Here is a 24322-nt window from a genome sequence, read left to right as displayed (position 1 = left end):
CTGACAACCGGGTCGCGCCAGGGGAAAACCCGGTCCAGGCGGGCCGAACGGCGTGCTCGGGCCGTATTGACAGGGCACTGGTCCAGACCGCAACGTGATCCGCGGCACACGGGAAAGCGTGCAGGACATACGTGCAGGACGTGCGTACGGACCACGTACATACAGAACACATACGGACCCGGAAAGGTTCCTCGGCGCATGGGCTCGAAGAGCGAGAGCAAGCTGGCCGGTCAGTACATCGACGCCGCGATCGGGCTGCTCGGGCGGGTGCGTGACGAGGAGGGCGGGAACGTCGACGCGGCGGGCACGCTGCTCGCCGACGCGGTCGAGGCGGGCGGCAGGCTCTTCGCCTTCGGCGCCGGGCACTCCTCGCTGGCCGCCCAGGACGTCGTCTACCGCGCCGGCGGCCTCGCCCTGATGAACCTCCTCGCCGTCCCCGGGGTCGTCGGCATCGACGTCATGCCCGCCACGCTCGGCTCGGCCCTGGAGCGCGTCGACGGCCTCGCGGGCGCCGTCCTCGACTCCTCGCCGGCCCGCTCCGGCGACGTGGTCGTGATCATCTCGCTCTCCGGGCGCAACTCGCTGCCCGTGGAGATGGCGATGAACGCTCGCGCGCTCGGCCTGAAGGTCATCGGGGTGACGTCCGTGGCGTACGCGACGCAGACGAAGTCGCGGCACGTGTCCGGGACCTTCCTGAAGGACCACTGCGACATCGTGATCGACTCCAAGATCACCCTCGGTGACGCGGAGCTCGGCCTCGACACGGTCGGCGCGCCCTTCGGCCCCGCCTCCAGCGTGGTCGCGAACGCGATCATGCAGGCGATGATGGCGACTGCCGTCGAGCGGCTGGCTGCGCGGGGCGTCGAGCCGCCGGTGCTGCGGTCGGGGAACGTGGACGGGGGCCACGAGTGGAACGGCAAGGTCTTCGAGGAGTACGGAGACCGGATCTTCTACAGGCGCTGAGCGTCTGCGGGTGAGCTGTGGTTGCTCGCGCGGTTCCCCGCGCCCCTGAAGGGGCGCTCAGCGCCCCGACGGGAATCGCACCCGGACCGTGAGCCCGCCCCCTGCCCCGTTCGCCTCCGCGGTCGCCCGTGCGCCGTGGGCGCGGGCGATCGCGTCTACGATGGACAGGCCGAGCCCCGCCCCCTCCCCGCGCGCGTGCGTACGTTCCTGAAGGCGCCGGAAGGGCTCGAAGAGGTGCGGGACCGTCTCCTGCGGGACGACGGGCCCGGTGTTGGTGACCTCGATGCCTTCGGGTCCCGTGCGTACCTCGACGCGGCCGCCCTTGACGTTGTAGTCCACGGCGTTCGCCACCAGGTTGTGCACGAGGCGGTCGAGCAGCACGCCGTCGCCGAGGACCGTCAGCGGCTCGGCGGCCACGGACACGGTCACGTCCCGCTCGGCCGCCCGGTCCGCGAGCCCTTCCGCCACCGCGTCGGCGATGACGTCGAGGGCGATGGGCTCGCGCCGCTCAAGACCCCGCTCCGATGTGGCGAGGAGCAGCAGCCCCTCGATCAGATGCTCGCTGTCGTCGGCGACGGAGATGAGCTTCGTACGGATCCGGGCCACCTGCCGTGCGTCCGGCTCACCCGCGAGACCGATCTCGGCGGCGGCCCGCTGCACGGCCAGCGGGGTACGCAGCTCGTGCGCGGCGTTCGCGGCGAACCGCTGCTGCGCGCTGACCAGTTGCTCTATCCGCCCGAGCATCTCGTCGAAGGTGTCGGCCAGCTGCTTCAGCTCGCCGGGCGGGGCGTCGAGCGCGATCCGCTCGTGCAGGTTCTCGCCGGACAGGCGCCGCGCGGTGCCGGTGATCACGGCCACCGGGTGCAGGACGCGGCCCGCCATCCACCAGGCGAGCAGGATGGAGAGCGCCGCGTACACGAACAGCACGATGACCGAGACGGTGAGCAGCCGGCTCAGGGCGGCCTGCTCGGCGACATCGCTGATCTTCGTCACGGCGAGACCCTGCGTGATGTCGTTGTCCGTGATGCCGTCGGCGGGCATCCGCCTGGCGGGCGACGCCGAGGGGGCTGGGGTCGGCATCCGCCAGGGCGGGTTCAGCCTGCGGGCGGGCACGGCGGTGGTGACGGCGGTGCTGATCGTCGAGTAGAGCCCCTGCCGCACCAGGAAGTAGACGAGCCCGGTGAGCAGCGCTCCCGCCAGGAGGAGCATGCCGCCGTACAGGGCGGTGAGGCGTGCGCGTTCGCTGCTGAGGCGCCCGATGCGCAGACGCCTCACGTCGACCGCCCCGTGATCCGGTAGCCCGCGCCCGGCACTGTCTCCACCACCGGGGGGTCGCCCAGCTTGGTGCGGAGTTTGGAGAGGGTGACGCGGACCGCGTTCGTGCGGTAACTGGTGTCCTCCTCCCAGACCTGTTCGATCAGGTCGTCGCCGCTGACCACCGCGCCCTCCGCCCGCAGCAGCGCCTCGAGGACCGCGAACTCCTTGCGGGAGAGCGCCAGATGGCGGCCGTCGCGGCTGGCCTGGCGCCGGGCCGTGTCCAGGACAAGGCCCGCCCGTTCGATCACGGGCGGGAGCGCGGGGCGCGTGCGGCGGCCGAGGGCCAGGACGCGGGCCAGGAGCTCGTCGTACGCGAAGGGCTTGGTCAGGTAGTCGTCGGCCCCGAGGCCGAGCCCCGCGACCCGGTCCCTGATCGTGGCCGAAGCCGTCAGCATCAGGACACGGGTGAGCAGCCGCTGCGACACCACCCTGCGGCACACCTCGTCGCCGTGCAGGCCCGGCAGGTCCCGGTCCAGGATGACGACGTCGTACTCGCCGAGCTGGAGCTTGCGCAGCGCCGTCAGGCCGTCGGCCGCGACGTCGACGGCGAGCGCGTCGCGGCGCAGCCCGTCGGCGATCATCTCGGCCAGGAATTCCTCGTCCTCCACCAGCAGTACGCGCATCGGCCCTGTGTACCTGAAGTGCACCTTTCGTCGGTGTAAGCGTCTCCGTTGAGAGAAACGAAACCTCCCTTCCCGTCAGCCTGAGCGCGTCGGTGCGCTGCCGCGCCGACGCGACCAGTGAAGGGGAAGCCATGAGGACCGCCATGAGGACTCGTACGCGTTCGACCGCCATCGCATCGGGGTTCGCCGCGCTCGCCCTGTTCGCCGGAGCCTGCTCGTCGGGCGGCGGCGGCGACAGCAGCAGCCAGGACAAGGCCGACGGCGGCAAGGGCAAGCAGGCCGACGCCGCCTTCAAGGAGCGCGAGTGCCTGCGCGAGCACGGCCTCAAGGTGCCCGAGCCCAAGGCCGGCGAGGACACCCGCGGCATCACCATCGGCGGCGACCTGAGCAAGGAGAAGATGGAGGCCGCCATGAAGTCCTGCATGGGCAAGGACGGCGGAATGTCGGGCGGCGGCCCCACGCAGGCCGACAAGGACAAGATGCTCAAGTACGCCCAGTGCATGCGCAAGAACGGCTTCAACATGCCCGACCCGAAGTTCGAGGGCGGCGCCATGGAAGCGCAGAAGGTCCCCAAGGGCGCCGAGGCGAAGAAGATGGAGAAGGCCGCCAAGGCGTGCAAGGACATCGTCGCGTGAGGCGCCGCACCGCCGTCGTCGCCACCGTCGTGGCCCTGCTCGCCATCACCGGCGGCGGCGTCGCCGTCACCGCCATCGCCGACAACGGCAAGGACGAGTCCGTCAGCCAGGACACCGGCCTGCCGCCCGCCACCGCCCCCGTCGAACGCGGCGACCTCAGCAGCGGCACCCAGACCGACGGCACCCTCGGCTACGCCAAGGAAAGCAAGGTCAACGCGGGCACCACCGGCACCCTCACCTGGTCCGCGGGCACCGGCTCGACGATCAAGCGCGACGGGCGCCTGTACGAGGTCAACGGCGTCCCGGTGCGCCTCATGTACGGCACCGAACCCATGTACCGCACGCTGAAGACGGGCGACGAGGGCAACGACGTACGGCAGCTCGAGGAGAACCTCCAGGCCCTCGGATACGGCGCCGGGCTCGCCGTCGACGACGAGTACACGGCGGGTACGGCGGACGCCGTCAAGCAGTGGCAGAAGGCGCACGAGCGCAAGCAGACGGGTCGTGTCGGACCCGACGAGATCGCCTTCTCGCCGGGCGGCGTCCGCGTGAAGTCCACCGAGTCGGCCGTCGGCGACCAGGTCGCGCCGGGCAAGCCGGTGCTCAGCACGACCGGCTCCGAGCGGGTCGTACGTTTCCAGCTCGACGTCGCCGAGGGGAAGCTCGCCAAGGTGGGCACCAAGGTCACCGTGGACCTGCCGGACGGCTCGACCGCCAAGGGAAAGGTCGCCTCCGTCGGCAAGACCGCCAAGCCGGGTGACGACCCGGCCGACAAGACGCCCAAGATCCCGGTGACGGTCTCCTTCGACGACCCCGGCAAGGTCGACGGCTTCGACCAGTCCCCGGTCACGGTGAACCTCACCGGAGAGACCCGCGAGGACGTCCTGTCCGTCCCCGTCAACGCCCTCCTCGCGCTGCCCGGCGGCGGCTACGGCGTCCAGGTCGTCGAGCACGGCCGCGCCCGCCAGGTGAAGGTCGAGCTCGGCATGTTCGGCCAGGGCCGCGTCGAGGTCACCGGGGGCGGTCTGAAGGACGGCATGAAGGTCGGGGTGCCCAAGATATGAGCGCCGTCGTGGAGTTGGGCGGGGTCACCAAGGAGTACCCGGGTGGCGTCGCCGCCCTGCGCGGGGTGGACCTGCGGGTCGAGGAGGGCGAACTCCTCGCCATCGTCGGCCCGTCCGGCTCCGGCAAGTCGACTCTCCTGCACATCATCGGCACCCTGGACCGCCCCTCGGAGGGCTCGGTGGCCATCGCGGGACACGATGTCGCGACGCTCGCCGACCGCAGCCTGTCCGCGCTGCGCGCACGGCACATCGGCTTCGTGTTCCAGGCGTTCCATCTGGTGCCGGGGATCAGCGCGCGCGACAACGTGGCCGAGGGACTCCTGTACTCCGGGCTCTCGCGGGGGGAGCGCCGCGCGAGAGCCGCCGACGCCCTCGACCGGGTGGGCCTCGCGGACCGCATGAAACACCGCCCGCACGAACTCTCAGGCGGCCAGAAGCAGCGCGTGGCGATCGCGCGCGCGGTGGTCGGGGCGCCGGACCTGCTCCTGGCCGACGAACCGACCGGGGCACTGGACTCCGCGTCCGGCGAGGCGGTGATGGAGCTCCTGCACGATCTCAACGCGGAGGGCGCGACCATCGCCGTCATCACCCACGACACGGAGATCGCGGAGCGGCTGCCGCGGCAGGTGCGGATACGGGACGGGCAGGTGGTGGCGGACGTCCACTCCGCGACTGCTTCTGCGGGGGTGTTCGCCGGATGATCCGTACGAAGCGCGTCGGACACGTGCGCCTGAAGGCGGCACGGCTCGGCCCACGGGACGTCCTGCACGTCGGCTCGGCGGGACTGCGCAGCCGTCCGGTACGGGTCGTGCTCTCCGCCCTGGGAATCGCCATCGGGATAGCGACGATGATCGCGGTGGTGGGCATCTCCTCCTCAAGCAAGGCCCAACTTATGGAGGAGTTGGACGAGTTGGGCACGAACATGCTGGTGGCGGCCCCGGGGGAGCCGATGTTCTCCGGGGAGAAGGTGGTGCTGCCGCGTGACGCGGCGGGCCGGGTCTCGCGCGTGGAGGGCGTACAGGACGTCGGCGCGACCGGCGACCTGGACAACACCGTGCGGCGCAGCGAGAAGATCCCCGAGGACGAAACCGGCGGCATCGCCGTCAAGGCGACGACCGAGGGCCTGCTGAAGGTGCTGCGCGGCGAGATGGACAGCGGCACGTGGTTCAACGCGGCCAACAGCCGCTACCCGTCGATCGTCCTCGGCCACGTCGCGGCGCAACGCCTCGGCATCACCGAGCCCGGCCAGCAGGTCTGGGTGGACGACCGGTACTTCACGGTCGTCGGCATCCTCGACCCGCTGCCGCTCTCGCCCGACGTGGAGCGCTCGGCGCTCGTGGGCTGGGACGCGGCGAAGAGCGAGCTCGGCTTCGACGGCCGCCCGACGTCGGTGTACGAGCGCTCGACCGACGCCTCGGTGCACAAGGTCCGTGACCTGCTCGCCGCGTCGATCGACCCGGAGAACCCGCGCAACGTCCAGGTCACCGACCCGTCGTCGGCGCTGCAGGCGAAGGCGGCGACGGAGGGCGCGTTCTCGACGCTGCTCCTTGGCCTGGGCGGGATCGCGTTGCTGGTGGGCGGAGTCGGCGTGGCCAACACCATGATCATCTCGGTCCTGGAGAGACGGTACGAGATCGGTCTGCGCCGCTCGATGGGCGCGACGAAGGGGCAGATCCGCATCCAGTTCGTGACGGAGTCCCTCCTCCTTTCGGGCCTCGGCGGCCTCGCCGGAATCGCCCTGGGCGCGGCGGCGACGGGCGTGTACGCGGCGTCGGGCGGCCTCCCCTGGGTGGTCCCCCTCTGGGCGGTGAGCGGCGGCTTCGGCGCGACGCTGGTCATCGGAACGGTGGCCGGCCTGTACCCCGCGGTCCGCGCGGCGCGGCTCTCCCCGACACTGGCGCTGCACGCGGCCTAGCCGGCCGGGGGGACGGATTCGCCTTGCCCTTGCCGGCGGGTGGACTTTTGAATCGCCGCTTCGCGGCGGATTTCCCCACCCGCCCACCCGTTTGCCCGGCGGCGGATGATCACTCACTCGATGCACCGCAGGGTGATCGGGTGGGTGGGCGGGAAAGATCCGCCGCGAAGCGGCGGCCTTGCACACCCGCCCACCGGCAGGGGAACGCGGCGGCCTTGACCCCCCGCCCACTGACCGGGAGAAACGCGGCGGCCTCGAACCCCCTCCCTCAGCAGGGAGAAACGCGGCGCCCCCGAACGCCCGCCCACCGGTGGGGGATACGCGGCCCGCCCCCGGCAGGGAAGCAGCGGCCGGAAAGCCCCGCGCCCCCGCGGCAGGCGGGCCCTCAGCCGCCCAGCACCCGGGCCAGGTCAAGCGAGGCCGCAACCCTCGCCGAGACGCTCTCCGCGTACGCCGCATCCGCCCGCTCGAACTGCGTACGGCTCGCCCCCCGGAGGAACGTCACCACCCCCAACGTCCGCCCCCGGCTGCGCAGCACCGTGCACAGGGCGTGGACGGTGTCCTCCGGCCACTGTCTGGCCGCCGCCCACTCCCGGGCGCGCTCGGGCGGCGCGGTGCCGGCGCTCGCCCGTACGGAACCCACCCGGTCCACGCACTGCGGAGCCGGGTGGCCCTCCAGATAGCGGACGGGCAGGCCCGCCCTGGCCGCCGGCAGGCACGGGCCAGGAGCCCCCGCGGGCGTGGCCGCGGCCCGCACGAGCCGCACCGGAGTAGTACCCCCCTCGCCCGCCACCAGATCGATCAGCGCGTGATCGGCGAAGCCGGCCAGCGCGAAGTCCAGCTGAACCGTCGCCGCCTCCGTCGGATCCTCGCACTCGCCCGCCGCCCGCGCCGCCCGGTGCAACTGCTGCGAACGGAAGCGCAGTTGCGCCGCCTCCTGCTCCGTCTGCTTGGCCTCCGTCACGTCCAGGAAGAGCCACGCGACCCCCAGCGGCACCGGCTCCTCCGCCAGCGGCGACGCGAGCCGCAGGAAGCCGCTGCGCCAGCAACGCCGCTCCGGCTCACCGCTCTCCGTGGCCCGCACGGACACCCACATCTCGGCGGGCGCCGGCGGAGCCCCCTCGGCGAGCACATGACTCAGCGCGCTCTCCAGCTCCTCCACACCCTGCCCGAGCAACTCCCCGAGGGGCCGCCCCAGCAAAGCCGAACGCCCCATCCCCAGCGACCGCGCGGCATGCTCGTTCACCACGGCGGGACGCAGATCGGCGTCGACGAGCACCACACCCCACGACGCGCTCTCGAAAAGAGCCTCGCTCAGCGCGATGGAACGCTCCAGGTCGATCTGCGCATGGACCTCGCTGAACGCGCAGTACACCCCGGAGGGCTTACCGTCCCCGCCCCGCACGGCAGCCGACTGGGTCCGCACCAGCACCCGCCCGCCGTCCTTCGTCAGGAGCGCGAACTCGTGCACCTGCCGCCCGTGCGCCTCCATGGCCGACAGCAGCCGCGCCTCGACCTCCTCGGCATCGGCGGTCCGCACCGCCCACCCCGCGAACCCCTGCCGCCCGACGGCCTCCGCCGCCGACCACCCGAGAATCCGCTCGGCCTCACGATTCCAGTGCGTCACCACCCCATCGGCGTCGAACGCACACAGGGCGGCGTCCATCCCGTCCAGCAACGCCGCGAGCAATTCGGCCCCACCGGGCTCGGGTTCCTCCGGCCCCAGCTCGTCGGTGGTTCCGCTACGCCGGGAAGCACTCACCTGGCACCCCCTGCAGGCCGTGTCCTCATGAGCTGCATGTTCCGCGTGTACCGCACGTCAGATCATTGAACTCGAACGTGACGCACCCCACAGGCACTTCCCAGAAGTCGGACGAAATCGTTGCCCCCGAAATGTGGAGCGGGGGCGGGGTGCCCAGGATCAGACGCACGTCCAAAGATTCGCACAGATGGCTGACGTTGAGTGGTCCAGACCCTCTGGAGACGCGCGACAGCTAGCGTCGGCAGCGAATACACACGAAGGGGGATCACTCGCTCTTCGCCTCACACCGGAGCCTGCCCCTCAGAGGGACAGGCCGAGTGATCAGCCCAAGTCATCAGGACCACCAGGTCAAAGGAAGGCGCTCTTCGATGACTACGTTTCCCGCAGGCGAGCAGACCCACCGGGCTGTGCTTCCTCAGCAGCCCGCTCTGGAATCCGTGAGAGCAGACACCCTCAGGAGCAAGGACGAAACGGCTCACGGACTCCCCGCCACCGTGCGGGGCACCGGCGGGGAACATGGGCGAGGGGAGACCGGCGGGTATCGCGTCAAACCCCGTCGGCGTCACGCCGGATCGGCCGCTGCGGCGGCGGAGACGGCAGAGAACGGGAGCGGTGACGTTCCCACATCCCCCAGGTACACCGGGGGCATCGGTGCGAGCAGAGTGTTCGTACTGGCCAAGGACCGGAGGCCGTTGATGCCGTGCCACCCTGCCCGCGCCCGGGAGCTTCTCAACTCCGGCCGGGCGGTGATCCATCGGTACCTCCCCTTCACCATCCGGCTCAAGGACCGCACGCGCGCCGACTCGGAGGTCGACGGAGTGCAGCTACGTATCGACCCCGGCTCTCAAGGGACCGGCCTCGCCCTCACGGACGAGAAGACGGAGACCGACAGGCGCGGACGCGCGGTCCTCGTGCGCCGGGGATTGGTGACGGCCGAGCTCCGGCACCGCGGCGAGCAGATCCGGCACTGCATGGAACAGCGTGCCGGGTACCGGCGCAGACGACGATCCGCGAACCTCCGTCACCGAGCGCCGCGAAGCGACAACCGCACCCGTCCGGTGCGATGGCTTGCCCCGTCGCTGCGTCACCGGGTCGACACCACCCTCTCCCTTGCTCACCGCTTGTGTCGCTACGCGCCGGTAACGGAGATTCACGTGGAGAGCGTCGCGTTCGACACCCACTCCATGGGTGTGGGGAAACAACTCCAAGGGTCCGAATACCGGAACGGCACCCTCGCCGGAACCGACGCCCGTGCCTTCCTGCTCGCCACCGGGGGCAGAGTCTGCGCCTACTGCGGAGCGACGGGCGTGCCTCTCAACATCGACCACATCCTCCCCAGCAGCCGTAGCGGCTCCAGCAGGGTCTCCAACCTCGTACTGGCGTGCGCCCCCTGCAACCAGGCCAAGGGCAGCAAACCCGTGGCCGAATTCCTTGCCGACCAGCCCGAACGGCTCGCGCGGATTCGTGCGCAGACCCGTCCGCCCCTGCGTGACGCCGCCGTCATGAACTCGACACGTCGGCAGCTCATCGAGGCACTGGGCGTTCTCGGGCCACCAGTGCACGCCTGGACGGGCATCCGTACACAACGGAACCGGGCCGCGACGGGACTCGACAAGACCCACACCACCGACGCGCTGGCCATCGGCGAGCTGGATCGTGGGAACGGCGGCCGGATCGTCCGTGTGCCCGCCCGCGTTCTGGTCGTGAAATCGACCGGACGCGGCTCCTACGCCCGCACCACCCCCGACCGCTTCGGTTTTCCCCGGCTTCAACGCGCCCGGACCAAACAGCATTTCGGATACATCACCGGGGACCTCGTACGTGCCACGCCGACCACCGGAAAGTGGGCGGGCACCTGGAACGGACGTATCTCTGTACGGGCCAGGGGACAGCACAGCCTGGCCACGCCGGCGGGACGGATCAACGTCTCGTACAGGAATCTGCGGCTGCTCCAGCGCGGCGACGGATATGCCTACGACACCCGGCCTGAGCCCGTCTCGTCGCCTTCTCGAAAAACCGGTTGAGCCGAGCCGACCCGGTTCCTATGGTGTGAGTCATCACGGAGAGGAGGTGGTTCGGCAGATGTATGGAAACCGGACGCGTGAGGTGACTGCGGGCTAGTGGCCCGTCGTCGCAACTCGGTTTCGGCGCCGGACCAGCACGTGTGATGTGCGTGCAGCCGGCCCAATCCCAAGCAGTCACCCGACCCGCGAGCCGCCGGTACGTCCGGCCGGCTCCCCGCCGTTCCGTACGGCGGGGACCACGGCTCGCGGGTCGTCTGCGTTCAGCCCTTGCTGACCGCCGTCAGGATCTCCGGCAGCCTGCGCGCCACCCTCGGCGCCGCCATCCGCAGGCCGGCGTACGTGATCAACGCTCCGTACACGCCGCCGAGCGGCAGCAGCACCCACGACCAGGAGCTTTCGCCCGAGACGTGCAGCCAGATCGTGAAGGCGAGGACCGGGGCGCAGAGCAGGGCCGCCGCGACCATCCCGCCGAAGATGGAGATCCAGGCCAGGCCCGCCTGCCCGGGGGCCACGTTCTTGTAGCCCTCCTGCGGGATCGAGTAGGGGAAGCGCGCCGATGACCAGGCGCCGGTGGCCAGCATCGCGCCGAGCAGGGCGAAGGAGAGGCCGAGGGCTTCCGCGAGGCCCGTCCAGTCGCCCAGTACGGCCGCCGTGATGACCGTCACCAGCGTCGCGTACGGGAGGGTGATCAGCAGGAGTGCCAGTGCGCGGGCCCGGAGTTCCACGTAGGCGTCGTACGTCGACGAGATCGTCATCGCGACCATCCAGAACGCCGACGTGTCCTGGCCGAACTGGTTGTACATCAGGACGCCGAGCATGCCGGCCGCGAAGCACGCGAAGTAGATGGAGCCCGTGCCCTGGAGGGCGTTGAAGAGCGGCACGATGAGGCCGATGGCCAGGGACGTCACCCAGGCCGCCTTCGTCTTCGGGTCGCGCCACACGTAACGCAGGCTGCGTTCCATGACCGTGCCGGTGCGGCCGCCGGGGAGCAGCCGGCCGAGGCCCCGTGCCGGGCGGGCCTTGGTGGGGCCCGACGCCGCGAGCGTCGACCCGTCGGGGGTCGTCATGAGGTGGGTCAGGCTGCGCTGCCAGAGGGCGAGGAGGGCGGCGAGGGCCGCCGCGCTCAGGGCGAGTTGGGCGATACCGGTGGCGTACGAGCCCTTGCTCACCGAGTCGACGGCGCCGATCGCCGACGCGGGCGGAATCCAGCGCACGACGTCCGCCGCCGGGTCGAGCTGCGAGAGGCCGGACGAACCGAGCCGCTGGGCGCCGAAGTTGACGACCTGTGCGCCGACCGCGACGACCAGGCCGCTCAGAACGGCCAGATCGCGCCCCTTGCGGCTGGTCAGCAGGCGGACGTTGGCGGCGGCGACCGTGCGCGCCAGGGCCACGCAGACGAGCAGGGTGAGGGCGATGGCCAGGACGCCGGTGACGGCCGCCGTCGCGCCGTGCGCGAGTGAGATGACCGAGCCGAGCACCAGGCACAGGGTGAAGAGGGGGCCGATGCCGACCAGGGACGCGACGAGGAGCGCGCGCACCAGCGGGCGTGGGCGCAGCGGCAGCATCACCAGGCGGGTGGGGTCGAGGGTCTCGTCACCGCTGGCGAAGAACAGCGGCATCACCGCCCAGCCGAGCGCGAGCACGGCGGTGAGCAGGACGGAGACGGTGGCGGCGTGTTCGTTGCCGCGCAGGGCGATCAGGCCGAGGAGCTGGAGCGCGGCGACAAGGAGCGCGGCGACGACCGACGCGATGTAGGCGGCGCGGCGTCCTGTCGACTGGTGCAGGCCGTTGCGCAGGAGCGAGAGCTTCAGCCGTACGAAGACGGGGGTGACCGAGGGGGAGGGCGCCGTGCTCATCGGGTGCCGCCGCCCAGCCAGTCGAGGTGCGAGCCGGTGTCGCGGCTGCTCGCGCCGACCAGTTCCAGGAACGCCTGCTGGAGCGAGGGGGCGTCGCCGCGGACCTCGGCGAGGGTGCCCTGGGCGCGGATGCGGCCCGCGGCCATCACGGCGACCCAGTCGCAGAGCGATTCGACGAGCTCCATGACGTGCGAGGAGAAGACGACCGTCGCCCCGGACGCGGTGTAGCGCTCCAGTACGCCGCGGATGGTCTGTGCGGAGACGGGGTCGACGCCTTCGAAGGGCTCGTCGAGGAAGAGCACTTCGGGGTTGTGGAGCAGGGCGGCGGCGAGTCCGATCTTCTTCCGCATGCCCGTCGAGTAGTCGACGACCAGTTTGTGCTGGGCCCCGGCGAGGTCGAGTACGTCAAGGAGCTGGGTGGCTCTCTTGTCGACCTCGTCACCGGGGAGTCCGCGCAGCCGCCCGGTGTAGGCGAGGAGTTCGCGCCCCGAGAGGCGTTCGAAGAGGCGCAGCCCTTCGGGCAGGACGCCGATGCGGGCCTTGACCTGGACGGGGTCGGACCACACGTCGTGGCCGACGACTTCGACCGTGCCCCGGTCGGGGCGCAGGAGCCCGGTCACCATGGAGAGGGTCGTGGTTTTTCCGGCGCCGTTCGGGCCCACGAGGCCGATGAATCTGCCCGCGGGCAGCGTGAGGTCGATCCCGGCGACGGCGATCTGCTGGCCGAAGGACTTCCAGAGCCCCTGCACCCGTACAGCCGCCGGTACTTCTTCGCTCACCGTGTCCGCCCTTCGTCGCCGGTTCCGCACGATACGTCGGTCGGAAGCCGGAACGCCGGACGGGCTGGATATCCAGCCCGTCCGGCGTCTGCGCGCCCCCTGTGCCGGCTACCGCCGCGCCTCGCGCCCGCACGCGTACGCCAGTGGGGAGATGATCTCCTCCGCGTCGGGGAGCCAGCGGTTCGCGGCGGTGGGGCGGCAGGCCCACTGCACGGCGCCCGACGCGCCGAAGCGGGTCGGGGGAGCGGCCACGTACGCCCCTTCGCCCAGGGACACGAGGTCGATCGCGGCGGGCGGCCAACCGAGCTTGCGTACCAGGTCGGGCACCTTCGCGGTGGCGCCGGGAAGGACGAAGAACTGCATCCGGCGATCGGGTGTGCACGTCACGGGGCCGAGCGTCAGTTCCATCCGCTCCATGCGGGCGAGAGCGAGGAACCCGGCGGTCTCCGGCACGTCGATCGCGTCGAACGTACGGCCCGTCGGCAACAGGATCGAGGCCTTCGGCTGCTTCGACCACAGGCGCCGTGCGACGGTCGCGCTGCCCGTCGACTGCGTGGCCCAGTCCTCGCGCGCCGGGTGCGAACCGGGTGTCGTGCACGCGGTGTCACCGCACGAGCAGATCTCGGCCCCCTCGACGGACTCGAGCCACGTCCCGGGGAACACGTCCCAGTGGCGCTCTTCCGCGTATCGCACGGCCGTGTCCAGCAAGGATTCCCCGCGCTGCTTCGGGATGTGCGCGGCTGACGTGACTCCCATGGTCTCTTCCACGGACTTCTCAACTCCGCCCGACACCTACGGTTACGGCTCGCGCGTGCGCGGGGGCGGAGCATCGATCCTGCATGTGGGGCGCATGGGTGCACGGGCGGGGGCGCGCATGGGGAATGGGTTCCATGTGCGGGTAGCCAAGGCTGTGGCACTCCGAAGATGCCCAGTTGCCGACTTATCGTCCGTTTGTGGTGCATCTTCCGTTTGTTCCAAGGGCATTGATCATCTGGGGTGGCTGATTCCGGCCCCTCTGTCCGGTCCGTCCAGATGAACCACGGTGCACATCAGGGGGTACGCCATGGCCGCAAGGCCGCTCGTCGCGCGGCAGCCCAACGAAAGGCTGCAGGCACTCATTCAGGAAGCGGGTTGCTCGAACGCGGGCCTGGCCCGCCGGGTCAACATGTGCGGCGCGGAGCACGGTCTCGATCTGCGCTACGACAAGACGTCGGTCGCCCGGTGGCTGCGCGGTCAGCAGCCGCGCGGCAGGGCGCCCGGCATCATCGCGGAGGCGCTGGGCCGCAAGCTGGGCCGGACCGTCACGATCGACGAGATCGGCATGGCTAACGGCAAGGACCTCGCCTCCGGTGTGGGCCTGCAGTTCTCGCCCACCGTGCTCGGCGCCATCGAGCAGGTCTGCGAGCTGTGGCGCAGCGACGTGGGGCGGCGGGACTTCCTGTCCGGCTCGTCCGTCGCCGCGTCCGCGCTCGTCGAGCCGAGCCGGGACTGGCTGATCTCGTCCCCGGACGCGCAGGTCGGCCGGATGGCCGGGCCGCGGGTCGGGCCGTCCGACGTGGCTGCGGTGCGGGCCATGACGCAGGCGCTGACGCAGCTGGACCACCAGTACGGCAGCGGGCATGTGCGGCCGGTCGTCGTGCACTACCTGAACAGCGTGGTGTCGGGGCTGCTCGCCGGCTCCTACCGCGAGGCGGTGGGGCGCGAACTGTTCTCCGCCGTAGCGCGGTTGACGGAGCTCGCCGGGTACATGGCGGTGGACACGGGCCAGCCGGGCCTGGCCCAGCGCTATTACATCCAGGCGCTGCGGCTCGCACAGGCGGCGGGCGACCGCGGATACGGCGGCTACGTACTGGCCGCGTCCATGAGCCATCTCGCGGCCCAGCTCGGAAACCCGCGGGAGATCGCGCAGTTGGCGCGGGCGGCCCAGGAGGGGACGCGCGGTCGGGTCACCCCGCGCGCGGAGGCCATGTTCTACGCCGCCGAGGCCAGGGGACACGCGCTGCTCGGGGACGGGCGCTCCACGCAGGCCGTCGCGGGCCGTGCGGTCGAGGCGATGGACCGGGCGGCCGGGGAGGGGGACTCGGGCGACGACCCGGTCTGGATCAAGCACTTCGACCACGCGTACCTCGCCGATGAACTGGCGCACTGCCACCGCGACTTGGGGCAGGCGGACGCGGCGGCGCGCAGTGCCGAGGAGTCTCTCGCGGGGCATCCGGAGACGCGGGCGCGGCGGCGGGCGATCGGCCTCGTCCTGCTGGCCACGGCCCAGGTGCAGCGGCGGGAGGTCGAACAGGCCTGCCACACGGGCCTGAAGGCGGTCGAACTGCTCGGCACGCTGCGGTCCAACCGCGGTGCCGAGTATCTGGAGGACTTCCAGCAGCGGCTCGATCCGTACCGGGAGGAGCCGGTGGTAAGGGAGTTCGGGGCGCGGATGGACGTCCAGGCGGCGTGAGGAAGCGGGAGACCGGGGCGCTGTCGGGGCGGTTGTCGGGCCGGTGAGGGCTCTGCGGTGCGTGAAGAGTTTGTGAGGTGTGTCGCGCACCGGTGAACGTGGCCCGTCCCGGCCCTTTCCGCGCCGTGAACGGCGAACTCCTGTTCGCGGCCGGTCTTCCCGTTGACATAACCAGCGTTTCGCGGAGAGCTTTTGTTACTTCCGCGATTGATGGGGCGCTGGAGGTTTGAGCTGCGTGGCAGAGGGCTGTGGCGACCCGGTAGCGTGAGCCGACGGTTCCGTAGGTCCCCCATTCGTAGGAGTCCCGGTGACGCAGCAGAGCGGGCAGGGCGCCGCTTCCTCCGATCCGCATCCCGCGGACCGGCACGCGCACGAAGGCATCGTGCTGCCTGCCGACGGAAGCGAGCCCTTGATGCCCGGCACCACCGGCGACCACGTGGCTCCCGCGGGCGGCAGCCCCTGGGGCCAGCCCTGGGGCCCGGCCCCCGCGGACCCGCCGCCGCCCGGCTCGGGCCAGGCCTGGGACCCCGCGTCGCCCCCGCAGCAGCCGTACGGAGCGGACGCGCCGCACCCCACGGAGGGCACACAGCCCGGCCGACACGGCCAGCACGAGCAGCAGCAGGGCTATACGCAGGGCGGCTCGTACGGGGGCCAGCCGACGGGTGGCTCGTACGCGGGCCAGCCGATGGGCGGCTCGTACGCGGGCCAGCCGATGGGCGGTGCTTACGGCCAGCCGGAGGACGGCTTGTACGGCGGGCAGCCGCAGGGGGCCTCATACGGGGGCCAGACCCCGGGGGCCGCATACGGCGGGCAGGCTCCGGGGGCCGCTTACGGGGCGGCGCAGGGTGCGGGTGCGCCGTACGGCGGGCAGCCACAGGGTGGGCCGCACGCGGGGCAGCAGCAGGGTGGGCAGTACGCGGGGCACGCTCAGGCGGGCCAGCACGCGGGCCAGCAGCAGGGTGGGCCGCACGCGGGCCAGCAGCAGGGGCAGTCGCAGGGTGGGCCGCATGCGGGTCAGTCGCAGGGCGGGCAGTACGCGGGGCAGTCACAGGACGGGCACTACGCGGGCCAGTCACAGGGTGGCCAGCAGTCGGGTCAGTACGCGGGCCAGCCGCAGGGCCCGCAGGCGGGGCAGTACGCAGGGCCGCCGCAAGGTGGGCAGCTCGCGGGCCAGCCCCAGGGCGACCAGTACGCCAGCCAGCCGCAAGGCGGTCAGTACGCGGGGCAGCCGCAGGGCGACGACCAGTACGGCAGCCAGCCCCAGGGCGACCAGTACGCCAGCCAGCCGCAGGGTGAGCAGTACGCAGGGCAGTCCCCGGCCGGCCAGCGCGCGAGTCACGCTCAAGGTGGTCGGCACGGGGGGCAGCCCCAGGGTGGTCAGCACGCAGGTCAGACCCCCGGCGGCCGGCACCAGGGCGCGCACGCCGGGCCGCACGCCGCCGACGGGCCCTACGCAGGGCCTGGCACGGGCGGGGCCCACGCCGGGCAGTCCGGAGCCGAGGCGGCTGGAGCCCACGCGGGCCGACCCGCCGACGCCTCGTACCCCGGGCAGACCGCACAGCCGCTTCCGCCCGCCGCGCAGGCCGGGCAGCTTCCCCCCGGGGGTTCCGGTGGATCCGGGGGCGGCATACCCCTGCCGCCCGTCGCGGGAGGACTCGCCCCGCTGCCGCCCGCCGCCGCGGGTGACGCGGACGCGACGCAGTACATACCCGCGACACCCGGCGCCGACGAAGGCGCCACGCAGTACATACCCCCCGTAGGCCCCGGCGCCCTGCCGCCCGAGGCGCCCGCGGCGGAAGCCACGCAGTTTCTGGGGCGCTCGCCGTTGCCCCCGGCGGCCGGTTCCGACAGCGAGCCCACGCAGTTCATCGCCCCCGTGCCCGCGGAGCCCGGCAAGGCGCCCTTCGGGATACGGCCCGGCGCCCCGGGCGACCGGCAGCCCCCCGCCGAGTTCGACAGTCTCTTCCGTACCGAGCAGGCGGAGCCCGAAGGCCCCGCGTCGACCCAGCAGATGCCCCGCTTCGAGCCGCCGCAGCCCGCGGGCCACGGCGATGGCGGGGGCCGTGCCGCGCGCCGCGCCGCTCCCGCCCCGCACGGCGGAGGCGGCGGAGGAGGCGGAGGCCGCACCGGATCGAAGGTGCCGCTCTTCGCGGCCGTCGGAGTCGTCATCGCGCTGGTCGGCGTCGGAGCGGGCGCCCTCCTCAGCGGCGGTGGCGGTGACGAGGAGAAGGACAGTCCCCAGACCGTCTCCGAGTCCGCGCCCGCCGACGAGAAACCCTCGCCCTCCGCCGACCCCGCCGAGGAGCAGGCCATCGCCCTGGACAAGCTCCTCGCCGACAGCAACAACAGCCGTGACTCGGTGATCGGCGCCGTACGCAACGTCGGAAAGTGCGCCGACCTCGCCAAGTCGGCCACCGATCTGCGCAACGCCGCCAAGCAGCGCAACGGCCTGGTCACCCGCCTCTCGCAGCTCTCCGTGGACAAGCTCCCGGCCAACGCCCAGCTGACGGCCTCCCTCACCAAGGCCTGGAAGGCATCAGCCGCGGCCGACAACCACTACGCCGCGTGGGCGGGCCAGGTCGCGGGCAAGAAGGGCTGCAAGAAGGGCCACGCCCGCACGACTCCGCAGGCGGTCGCCGCGAACAAGTCGAGCGGCGAGGCGACCACGGCCAAGCAGGAAGCGGCCGGGCTGTGGAACACCATCGCCAAGCAGTACGGGCTCACCACCCGCGACAAGTCGCAGCTCTAGGGCGCCGGGAAGGCCGGGAGCGGGAGCGGGCGGGTCACTTCACCTGCTCCAGGGTCTTCGAGACGTTCACGAAACCCTTGCGGGCCGGGACCAGGCGGCCGTCGCGCACCATCTGGAAGGTGACGTCGGCGTTGACCAGGCGCGGGAAGTCGCTCGCCGCGAGCATGTCCTTGAAACGCCAGCTCAGGGTGGGCGTGAGCCCGCCGGTCTCGACCTTGAGCCCCTTGTCGAGGGCCCGCCGCAGCGTCCGTGACGAGACCTCGCCGCCGTCGAGCGACTCGATGGTCTGCTTCAGGACCGTGTAGGCGATCCACGTCGTCTGCACGCCCGCGTCCGTCGGATCGACCCGGTTGTCGCCGAACGCCTGCCGGCGGATGACCTCGTGCATGTCGTCCCAGCGGGGATCGCCGGCCGCGGGATACCAGCCGGTGAGGTAGGCGCCCTCGTACGGGCCGTTGCCGCCGCCCGTGCGGTCGACGAGGGACTGGTCGACGCTGCCGAGCACGGAGGAGATCCTCGCGGTCGGGTACGCGTCCTCGGTGCGCCGGTAGGAGTCGTAGAACGTGTCCGTGCGCTCGCCGAGCGCCGCCGTCACACAGCCGCCGGTGCCCGCCCGCTCCAGCGCCTGCTCGGCCTGCGCGGTGTAGTCGGTGCCGTCCTCGGGAGCCCGTATGTCGGCGGAGGGCGAGCGGTGGCCCTCGGCGAGGCCCGCGTCGAGGAGCCCCGGCAGGTCGTCGCCGGCGATCGTGTCGGGGCGTACGAGGGACACGCGCTCACAGCGGGCGGCGAGCTGGCGGCCGTTGCCCGCCATGAGTGCCGGTTCGCCGCCGTTGACGGGGTACGACAGGGGGCTGCTGAACTCCTCGTCGGTGACGCCGTACCCGCCGATGTAGGGGATGCCCGCGACTTCGAGGGGGGAGAGGAAGGACCGGCCGTGCTGGCTGTAGGAGCCGACGACCGCCGCGACCTTCATGTCGACCGCCTTGCGGGCGCAGTCGGCGGCGCCCACCGGATCGTTGTGGTCGTTGCAGGTGATGACCTTGAGCTCGCGGCCGTCGATGCCGCCGTTCGCGTTGACCCAGCGCGCGTAGGCCTGCGCCATCGCGGGGACGCCGGGCTTGTTCGTCGCCTTGGTCTTCTCGGGGGCCCAGGTCATGACGGTCACGGGGTCCTCCCCGGATTCCCCCGCGGAGCCGGGGATGACCCCGCACGCGGCGGTCAGGGACGCACACGCCGCCACCAGGGCGGCCGCGGTGAGCGCTGTGGACTTGGAGGGGCGGGGAAGCAAGGTGCGTCGCGAGACGGGCATGGTCATGCACGATTCCGTCGCAGCGCCAACCATGGAGTGACGCGCACTCAACGCATGGTGACAAGAAGGTGAATGACAGGGGCCGATTCGGCTGCCCGGAAGGGGAACGTACGATCGGTGACCGTGCAAGGTTCGGAGAACTCTTCCCGTCGCGGCCGTCGCTCAAGCACCATGGGCGGCATGCCAACGAACGACATGCCGTGGTGGCGCTGGCGCAGCAACGTGCGCTCGGCGCTGCACATGCTCTCCGACCCGGGCTTCCAGCGTGAGTGCTGGCTCGCCGGGCGCGAGGAGTACGGGGACGTGACCGACGCCGTGTACCGGCTCGTCGAGGACACGTGGCTCGACAACTGGTCCGCCGAGAAGTACGTGGGGACGATCTTCCGCGACGCGGAGGAGGCGGCCCTGGTCGACACGGCGGTGCTGCGGGTGCTGCGAATCATGCACGAGGTCGGGCCCGACGCGTTGGTCTCCGCCTATCTGGACCACCCGGGGTGGCCGGAGGCGGTCCGTGCGGCGCGCGAGGCGCATGTGCGGCTCTCCGTCAGTGACGGGGAGGAGGCGGACGTGCCGCCGCGGACGCTCGAGGTGCTGCGGATCATGACGCGGTCGGCGGGCTAGGCACTTTCCCGCCCGTCGGGAATGGTCCCCTGGGGCGCCCGGGTTGTGGGAACCTTGGGCGCATGAACGAGAAGGTCCCCGCCCCCGCTGAGCAGTACGTCCTCACCCTCTCCTGCCCGGACAAACAGGGCATCGTGCACGCCGTGTCGAGTTATCTCTTCATGACCGGCTGCAACATCGAGGACAGCCAGCAGTTCGGCGACCACGACACCGGACTCTTCTTCATGCGCGTCCACTTCTCGGCGGAGCCGCCGGTGACGGTGGAGAAGCTGCGGGCGAGCTTCGCCGCGATCGGTGACTCCTTCCACATGGACTGGCAGCTGCACCGCGCCGACGACAAGATGCGTGTGGTCCTCCTCGTGTCGAAGTTCGGGCACTGCCTGAACGACCTGCTGTTCCGCTCGCGGATCGGCGCGCTGCCGGTCGAGATCGCCGCGGTCGTCTCCAACCACACCGACTTCGCCGAGCTGGTCGCCTCGTACGACATCCCCTTCCACCACATTCCGGTGACGAAGGACAACAAGGCGGAGGCCGAGGCGCAGTTCCTGGAGCTGGTGCGTGCCGAGGACGTGGAGCTCGTCGTCCTCGCCCGCTATATGCAGGTCCTCTCGGACGACCTCTGCAAGCAGCTCAGCGGCCGGATCATCAACATCCACCACTCCTTCCTGCCGAGCTTCAAGGGCGCGAAGCCCTACCACCAGGCGCATGCGCGCGGTGTGAAGCTGATCGGCGCCACCGCGCACTACGTGACGGCGGACCTCGACGAGGGCCCGATCATCGAGCAGGAGGTCGAGCGGGTCGGCCACGACGTCACGCCGAACCAGCTCGTCGCGATCGGCCGGGACGTGGAGTGCCAGGCGCTCGCCCGAGCCGTCAAGTGGCACGCCGAGCGCAGGATTCTGCTGAACGGCCGCCGGACGGTCGTCTTCGCCTAGGGCGGGCCTGCCTGGGCCGGAGCACCCTTGGCTACATCCGGCTCAGTGACGCCGCCGCGAACAGCACGTCCCTGATCGCCTCGCGGTCCCCGACCTGTCCCGCCGCTGCCTCCTCCGGAGAGACGTGGCCCGCGGCCAGGCGGCAGAACTCGACGCCGTCCAGTGCCACATGGGCCACCTCGCGGTCCGCCGACGCGTCGGCGCCGGGGGAGTCGAGGGGGATGAACCACTCGCCGCCGCCCATGCCCTCGACCTCCAGGCGCAGGCTGCGGCCCGGGGCGCCCGCCGCGACCAGGCCGTGCACCGGGGCGGCGAGCCCCGCGCGGCGGCGGTCGGCGAGCGTGCCGGGGAGCAGCCGGGCCGCGAGGTCGATCATGCGGTGCAGATGGCGCGGGGACGGTGGCTCGTAGGGGTAGTCCACCGCCTCCGCGATGTCTCCCGCGTGGATCCAGCACTCGAAGGCGCGGTCCAGCATCGAGTCCCGCAGCGGCAGTCCGACGCGTTTGCCCTGCTCGTCCGGAGGGCTGTACGGGACGGGGAGGCCGCCGGAGCCCGCGCGCGAGCCGTGCGTGCCCCCTCCCGCGAAGGACACCGTGCGGATCAGCTCGTGGGTCTGCTCACGCCAGGGGCCGCGCACCGCGCGCGTGGGCGGGAAGTACGAGGCGCGCCAGTACGCCTCGGTGCGGTGCCCCGGGCCGGACCGCGGTGGCGCCTCCCTGCCCAGGGGGTCGTCAAGGCCGAGGGCCAGCGCGACCAGGCCGTCGACGGCGAGGAGGTGTGCGATCACGCCGGCCACCGTCGTCTTGCGGCTGACCGGACTGTCCTCCTCGAACCACCGCAGACGCACCGGAGCGTGCCACTCCGAATCGCCGATGTCCCGCAGGAGCGCGTCGAGCCGCGCGGTCTCGGCGTCGTACGGAACGGCCCACTCGGGCACCGGGATACGGGGCGGGCGCCGCCCCAGGCAGCTCTCGATGACGCGGTTGCGCAGGCCCGGGTCGAGGTCGAGGCTCTCCTCCTGATGCAGCAGACCCACCGCGTCGCGCAGCCGCAGCGCCTCTTCCGCGCAGGGGCCGCAGTGGCCCAGGTGCTCCTCGACGGCCACGGCTTCCTCGACCGAGCAGGCGGCGAGCGCCCATGCCCCCAGCAGGGACTTCAGGACGCGGTGGTCGAGGGCGAGCGGAGGGTCGGGCAAGGGGGCGCCGGTGTCCTCTATGGAGGTGCGGGGCAGCGGTATACGAGGCGGGCGACGGGCGTCCTTGTGCTCACCGCCGCCGTTTCCGCCGCCGTTGCCGTTGCTGTCTCCGTTCTCGGGGCGGTCCGGTTCCTCGAACGGTTCCTGCCGGCCGGGCCCGTTCACAGCGCTCTCCCGTAACCGGGGCGGGCGCCCGGTGAGGGGTGCGGGTCGGCGGGTGCCGCCGCGTCGTTCGCGGTGGAGAGCAGTTGCAGACCGAGGCGCAGACGACGCCGGGCCTCGTCCTCCGTCACGCCGAGGTCGGCCGCCGTCTGGCGGTAGTCACGCCGCTGGAAGTAGGCCAGCTCCAGGGCGGCGCGCAGCGGGGCGGGCATGGCCGTGACGATGTAGTCGGCGCGGGCGGCGGCCGACGCGCGGCGCACCTTGCGCTCCAGGTCCTCGGTGGTGCCCTCGCCGCCGCGGGCCAGGGCGGCGGACTCGGTCTGGCGAAGGCGCCGGACGGCCCGCTGGTGGGTGAGCGTGGCGACCCAGGAGCGCAGGGGGCCCTGCTTGGGGTCGTACGCGTCGGGGTTCTCCCAGACGTGGGCGAAGACCTCGCGGGTGATCCGGTCGGCGGCGTCCTCGTCGCCGAGCACGCGGTGGGCGAGGCCGTGCACGAGCGAGGCGAAGCGGTCGTACAGCTCGCCGAGGGCTGCCGCCTCCCCGTGCGCCAGCCGCTGCTGCATGCGGCGGTCCCAGCGGCGCGGCGCTTCCTTCGCCATGCGGCCCCCTCTGCGCGTGCCGTTCCTTGCCCGAACCCTCCATCGAATGTAGTCGCCACCACCGACAACGCACTCCCTTTAAGGCAAAGTGCGCCTCCGCCCGGCCTCGGATGATAGGGAGCGGCATCACTGGTGTTTCATGGAGAAGAGGCGGGGCAGCCGCGACGTAGGAAGCGTAGGGAAGGCTTCCGCATCGGCGAGCTACGAGCGAGCGGTATCAGCGAGCGAGAGGCGTGCGAGTGACGCTGCAGGTGGCCGTGGACGAGCAGGACGGCTGGGCCGTGCTGCGGGTGTCCGGCGAGATGGACCTGGTGACCTCGCCTGTCGTGCGCCAGCGCGTGCACGACGCCGTCGCCGACGGCCGGCACAGTCTTGTCCTCGACCTCTCCGACGTGCTGTTCTGCGATTCCAGCGGGGTGGGCGTGCTGATCGCCACGCGCCGTCTGTTCCGCTCCTGCCAGGGCCGCCTGCGCCTGATACTGCCGGCGAAGGGTGCCGAGGACGGCTCCCACGTGAACCGCGTCCTCGCGGCGCTCGGCGTACGCCGGCTCTTCGAGGTCTTCCCGGACGTGACGGCGGCGGTGGACGACGAGGCGATCCCGCTCTCCGCGTGAGGTCTCCGCGCGAGGCGGTCCCCGGCGGGCTGCCCCCGGCGGGGAGACCCCGAAGATCACCGACAGCCGGCTCCTGGTACAACCTCTCTTGTCCCGGTCTTGGCACAAGCGTCGGCTTCCCGCCTCCGGGCGGTCGCCGAAGACGTACGCTCGCTGCCAGAGACACCCAGGGAACCCCCTGTGCACACGCACCCAACCGCAGAAGTGAGGCGGCCCGAACACCATGGACAGTGCCGAGTACGAGCGTAAGATCGCGGCCCGTTTCGCCACCTTCGACCAGGACGGCAACGGCTACATCTCCCGTGAGGACTTCAGCACGGCGGCCGCCGCCCTGCTCACCGAGTTCGGCGCGACAGCACGCTCCGAGAAGGGGCAGGCGCTCTACATCGGCGCCGAGGGCTTCTGGCAGGGCATGGCGGGGATCGCCGACCGTGACGGTGACCAGCGGATCACCAAGCCGGAGTTCGTGGGCGGCGCGGTCAAGCGCCTGCGGGACAACCCGGCCCGGTTCGCCGAGATCGCACGGCCGTTCCTGGACGCCGTGATCGCCGTCGCGGACGGTGACGGGGACGGTTCGGTCAGCCCTCAGGAGGTCGAGCGCGTGCTGAAGGCGCTCGGCGTCCCGCAGGACATCGCGAGCGCCGCGGGCGGCTCGCTCGACACCGACCAGGACGGGCGTGTGACGGAGGAGGAGATCGTCGCGGCGTTCGCGGCGTACTTCACCGTCCCCGAGTGAGCTGTCCCCGAG

The 24322-nt window shown here is 71.7% G+C and carries 21 protein-coding genes; 12 read left to right on the top strand and 9 right to left on the bottom strand.

All coding sequences use genetic code 11. From position 1 onward, the window contains the following. Positions 1 to 198 precede the first annotated feature (198 nt). Positions 199 to 963, top strand: a complete 765-nt coding sequence (locus ABXJ52_RS16195; RefSeq protein WP_367043060.1) for an SIS domain-containing protein — start codon at positions 199 to 201, stop codon at positions 961 to 963. Between the two features lie 57 nt (positions 964 to 1020). Here the strand turns inward: ABXJ52_RS16195 and ABXJ52_RS16190 are convergent, their stop codons facing one another. Both ABXJ52_RS16190 and ABXJ52_RS16185 read right to left on the bottom strand, forming a co-directional pair. Next, positions 1021 to 2172: an ATP-binding protein gene (locus tag ABXJ52_RS16190; protein ID WP_367049091.1), complete on the bottom strand. Its 1152-nt coding sequence runs from the start codon at positions 2170 to 2172 to the stop codon at positions 1021 to 1023. A 62-nt stretch (positions 2173 to 2234) separates the two neighbouring features. After that, the gene (locus tag ABXJ52_RS16185) at positions 2235 to 2903 is read right to left on the bottom strand and encodes a response regulator transcription factor (RefSeq protein ID WP_367043058.1); all 669 of its coding nucleotides are present in this window, start codon (positions 2901 to 2903) and stop codon (positions 2235 to 2237) included. Between the two features lie 143 nt (positions 2904 to 3046). Between ABXJ52_RS16185 and ABXJ52_RS16180 the strand changes: the two genes are divergently transcribed. From ABXJ52_RS16180 to ABXJ52_RS16165, 4 genes are read left to right on the top strand one after another with little or no spacing between them, the layout of a single operon-like run. Beyond that, positions 3047 to 3538: a hypothetical protein gene (locus ABXJ52_RS16180; RefSeq protein ID WP_367043056.1), complete on the top strand. Its 492-nt coding sequence runs from the start codon at positions 3047 to 3049 to the stop codon at positions 3536 to 3538. Then, the gene (locus ABXJ52_RS16175; protein WP_367043055.1) at positions 3535 to 4602 is read left to right on the top strand and encodes a peptidoglycan-binding protein; all 1068 of its coding nucleotides are present in this window, start codon (positions 3535 to 3537) and stop codon (positions 4600 to 4602) included. Before ABXJ52_RS16180 ends, ABXJ52_RS16175 begins: the two co-directional genes overlap by 4 nt. Further along, positions 4599 to 5303, top strand: coding sequence for an ABC transporter ATP-binding protein (locus tag ABXJ52_RS16170; protein ID WP_367043053.1), 705 nt, complete (start codon positions 4599 to 4601; stop codon positions 5301 to 5303). The genes ABXJ52_RS16175 and ABXJ52_RS16170 overlap by 4 nt, the downstream gene beginning before the upstream one ends. Then, positions 5300 to 6517 (top strand): ABC transporter permease, encoded by a 1218-nt coding sequence (locus ABXJ52_RS16165; RefSeq protein ID WP_367043051.1) that lies wholly within the window; start codon positions 5300 to 5302, stop codon positions 6515 to 6517. Before ABXJ52_RS16170 ends, ABXJ52_RS16165 begins: the two co-directional genes overlap by 4 nt. 385 nt (positions 6518 to 6902) lie before the next feature. Here ABXJ52_RS16165 and ABXJ52_RS16160 read toward each other — a convergent pair whose 3' ends face one another. Then, positions 6903 to 8279 (bottom strand): PAS domain-containing protein, encoded by a 1377-nt coding sequence (locus tag ABXJ52_RS16160; protein ID WP_367043049.1) that lies wholly within the window; start codon positions 8277 to 8279, stop codon positions 6903 to 6905. Positions 8280 to 8941: 662 nt separating this feature from the next. Between ABXJ52_RS16160 and iscB the strand changes: the two genes are divergently transcribed. Further along, positions 8942 to 10303: an RNA-guided endonuclease IscB gene (gene iscB, locus ABXJ52_RS16155; RefSeq protein WP_367043048.1), complete on the top strand. Its 1362-nt coding sequence runs from the start codon at positions 8942 to 8944 to the stop codon at positions 10301 to 10303. A 260-nt stretch (positions 10304 to 10563) separates the two neighbouring features. Here iscB and ABXJ52_RS16150 read toward each other — a convergent pair whose 3' ends face one another. From ABXJ52_RS16150 to ABXJ52_RS16140, 3 genes are all read right to left on the bottom strand, one after another. Further along, a complete protein-coding gene (locus tag ABXJ52_RS16150; protein WP_367043047.1) occupies positions 10564 to 12159 on the bottom strand; it encodes a transporter in 1596 nt (531 codons plus the stop codon). Continuing rightward, on the bottom strand, positions 12156 to 12938 hold the full coding sequence (locus tag ABXJ52_RS16145) for an ABC transporter ATP-binding protein (RefSeq protein WP_367043045.1): 783 nt from the start codon (positions 12936 to 12938) through the stop codon (positions 12156 to 12158). Before ABXJ52_RS16145 ends, ABXJ52_RS16150 begins: the two co-directional genes overlap by 4 nt. A gap of 108 nt (positions 12939 to 13046) precedes the next feature. Next, positions 13047 to 13694, bottom strand: a complete 648-nt coding sequence (locus ABXJ52_RS16140) for a bifunctional DNA primase/polymerase (RefSeq protein WP_367043043.1) — start codon at positions 13692 to 13694, stop codon at positions 13047 to 13049. 307 nt (positions 13695 to 14001) lie between these two features. Here ABXJ52_RS16140 and ABXJ52_RS16135 point away from each other — a divergent pair, with 307 nt between their 5' ends. Further along, entirely contained in the window at positions 14002 to 15390 is a 1389-nt protein-coding gene (locus ABXJ52_RS16135; RefSeq protein WP_367043042.1) for a transcriptional regulator, read from the top strand. A gap of 307 nt (positions 15391 to 15697) precedes the next feature. Continuing rightward, positions 15698 to 18139, top strand: a complete 2442-nt coding sequence (locus ABXJ52_RS16130) for a hypothetical protein (protein WP_367043041.1) — start codon at positions 15698 to 15700, stop codon at positions 18137 to 18139. Positions 18140 to 18173: 34 nt separating this feature from the next. Here ABXJ52_RS16130 and ABXJ52_RS16125 read toward each other — a convergent pair whose 3' ends face one another. Continuing rightward, entirely contained in the window at positions 18174 to 19454 is a 1281-nt protein-coding gene (locus ABXJ52_RS16125) for an ABC transporter substrate-binding protein (protein WP_367043038.1), read from the bottom strand. A gap of 111 nt (positions 19455 to 19565) precedes the next feature. Here ABXJ52_RS16125 and ABXJ52_RS16120 point away from each other — a divergent pair, with 111 nt between their 5' ends. Both ABXJ52_RS16120 and purU read left to right on the top strand, forming a co-directional pair. Beyond that, positions 19566 to 20069, top strand: coding sequence for a hypothetical protein (locus tag ABXJ52_RS16120; RefSeq protein ID WP_367043036.1), 504 nt, complete (start codon positions 19566 to 19568; stop codon positions 20067 to 20069). A gap of 62 nt (positions 20070 to 20131) precedes the next feature. Further along, entirely contained in the window at positions 20132 to 21004 is an 873-nt protein-coding gene (gene purU, locus ABXJ52_RS16115) for a formyltetrahydrofolate deformylase (RefSeq protein WP_367043034.1), read from the top strand. Between the two features lie 31 nt (positions 21005 to 21035). On the opposite strand, the gene ABXJ52_RS16110 is transcribed toward purU, so the two are convergent. Together ABXJ52_RS16110 and ABXJ52_RS16105 are read right to left on the bottom strand one after the other, a co-directional pair. Further along, positions 21036 to 22364 (bottom strand): MDMPI N domain containing protein, encoded by a 1329-nt coding sequence (locus ABXJ52_RS16110; protein WP_367043033.1) that lies wholly within the window; start codon positions 22362 to 22364, stop codon positions 21036 to 21038. Next, positions 22361 to 22960 (bottom strand): sigma-70 family RNA polymerase sigma factor, encoded by a 600-nt coding sequence (locus ABXJ52_RS16105; protein ID WP_367043031.1) that lies wholly within the window; start codon positions 22958 to 22960, stop codon positions 22361 to 22363. The genes ABXJ52_RS16110 and ABXJ52_RS16105 overlap by 4 nt, the downstream gene beginning before the upstream one ends. Positions 22961 to 23199: 239 nt before the next feature. Here ABXJ52_RS16105 and ABXJ52_RS16100 point away from each other — a divergent pair, with 239 nt between their 5' ends. Both ABXJ52_RS16100 and ABXJ52_RS16095 read left to right on the top strand, forming a co-directional pair. Then, complete coding sequence (locus ABXJ52_RS16100; protein ID WP_363211865.1) at positions 23200 to 23574, top strand: STAS domain-containing protein; 375 nt, start codon at positions 23200 to 23202, stop codon at positions 23572 to 23574. A gap of 223 nt (positions 23575 to 23797) precedes the next feature. Beyond that, entirely contained in the window at positions 23798 to 24310 is a 513-nt protein-coding gene (locus ABXJ52_RS16095; protein WP_367043029.1) for an EF-hand domain-containing protein, read from the top strand. Positions 24311 to 24322 lie beyond the last annotated feature (12 nt).

It is taken from the genome of Streptomyces sp. Je 1-332, from assembly GCF_040730185.1.
Taxonomy (GTDB): domain Bacteria; phylum Actinomycetota; class Actinomycetes; order Streptomycetales; family Streptomycetaceae; genus Streptomyces.
This window is presented reverse-complemented; position numbering and strand designations above follow the sequence as displayed.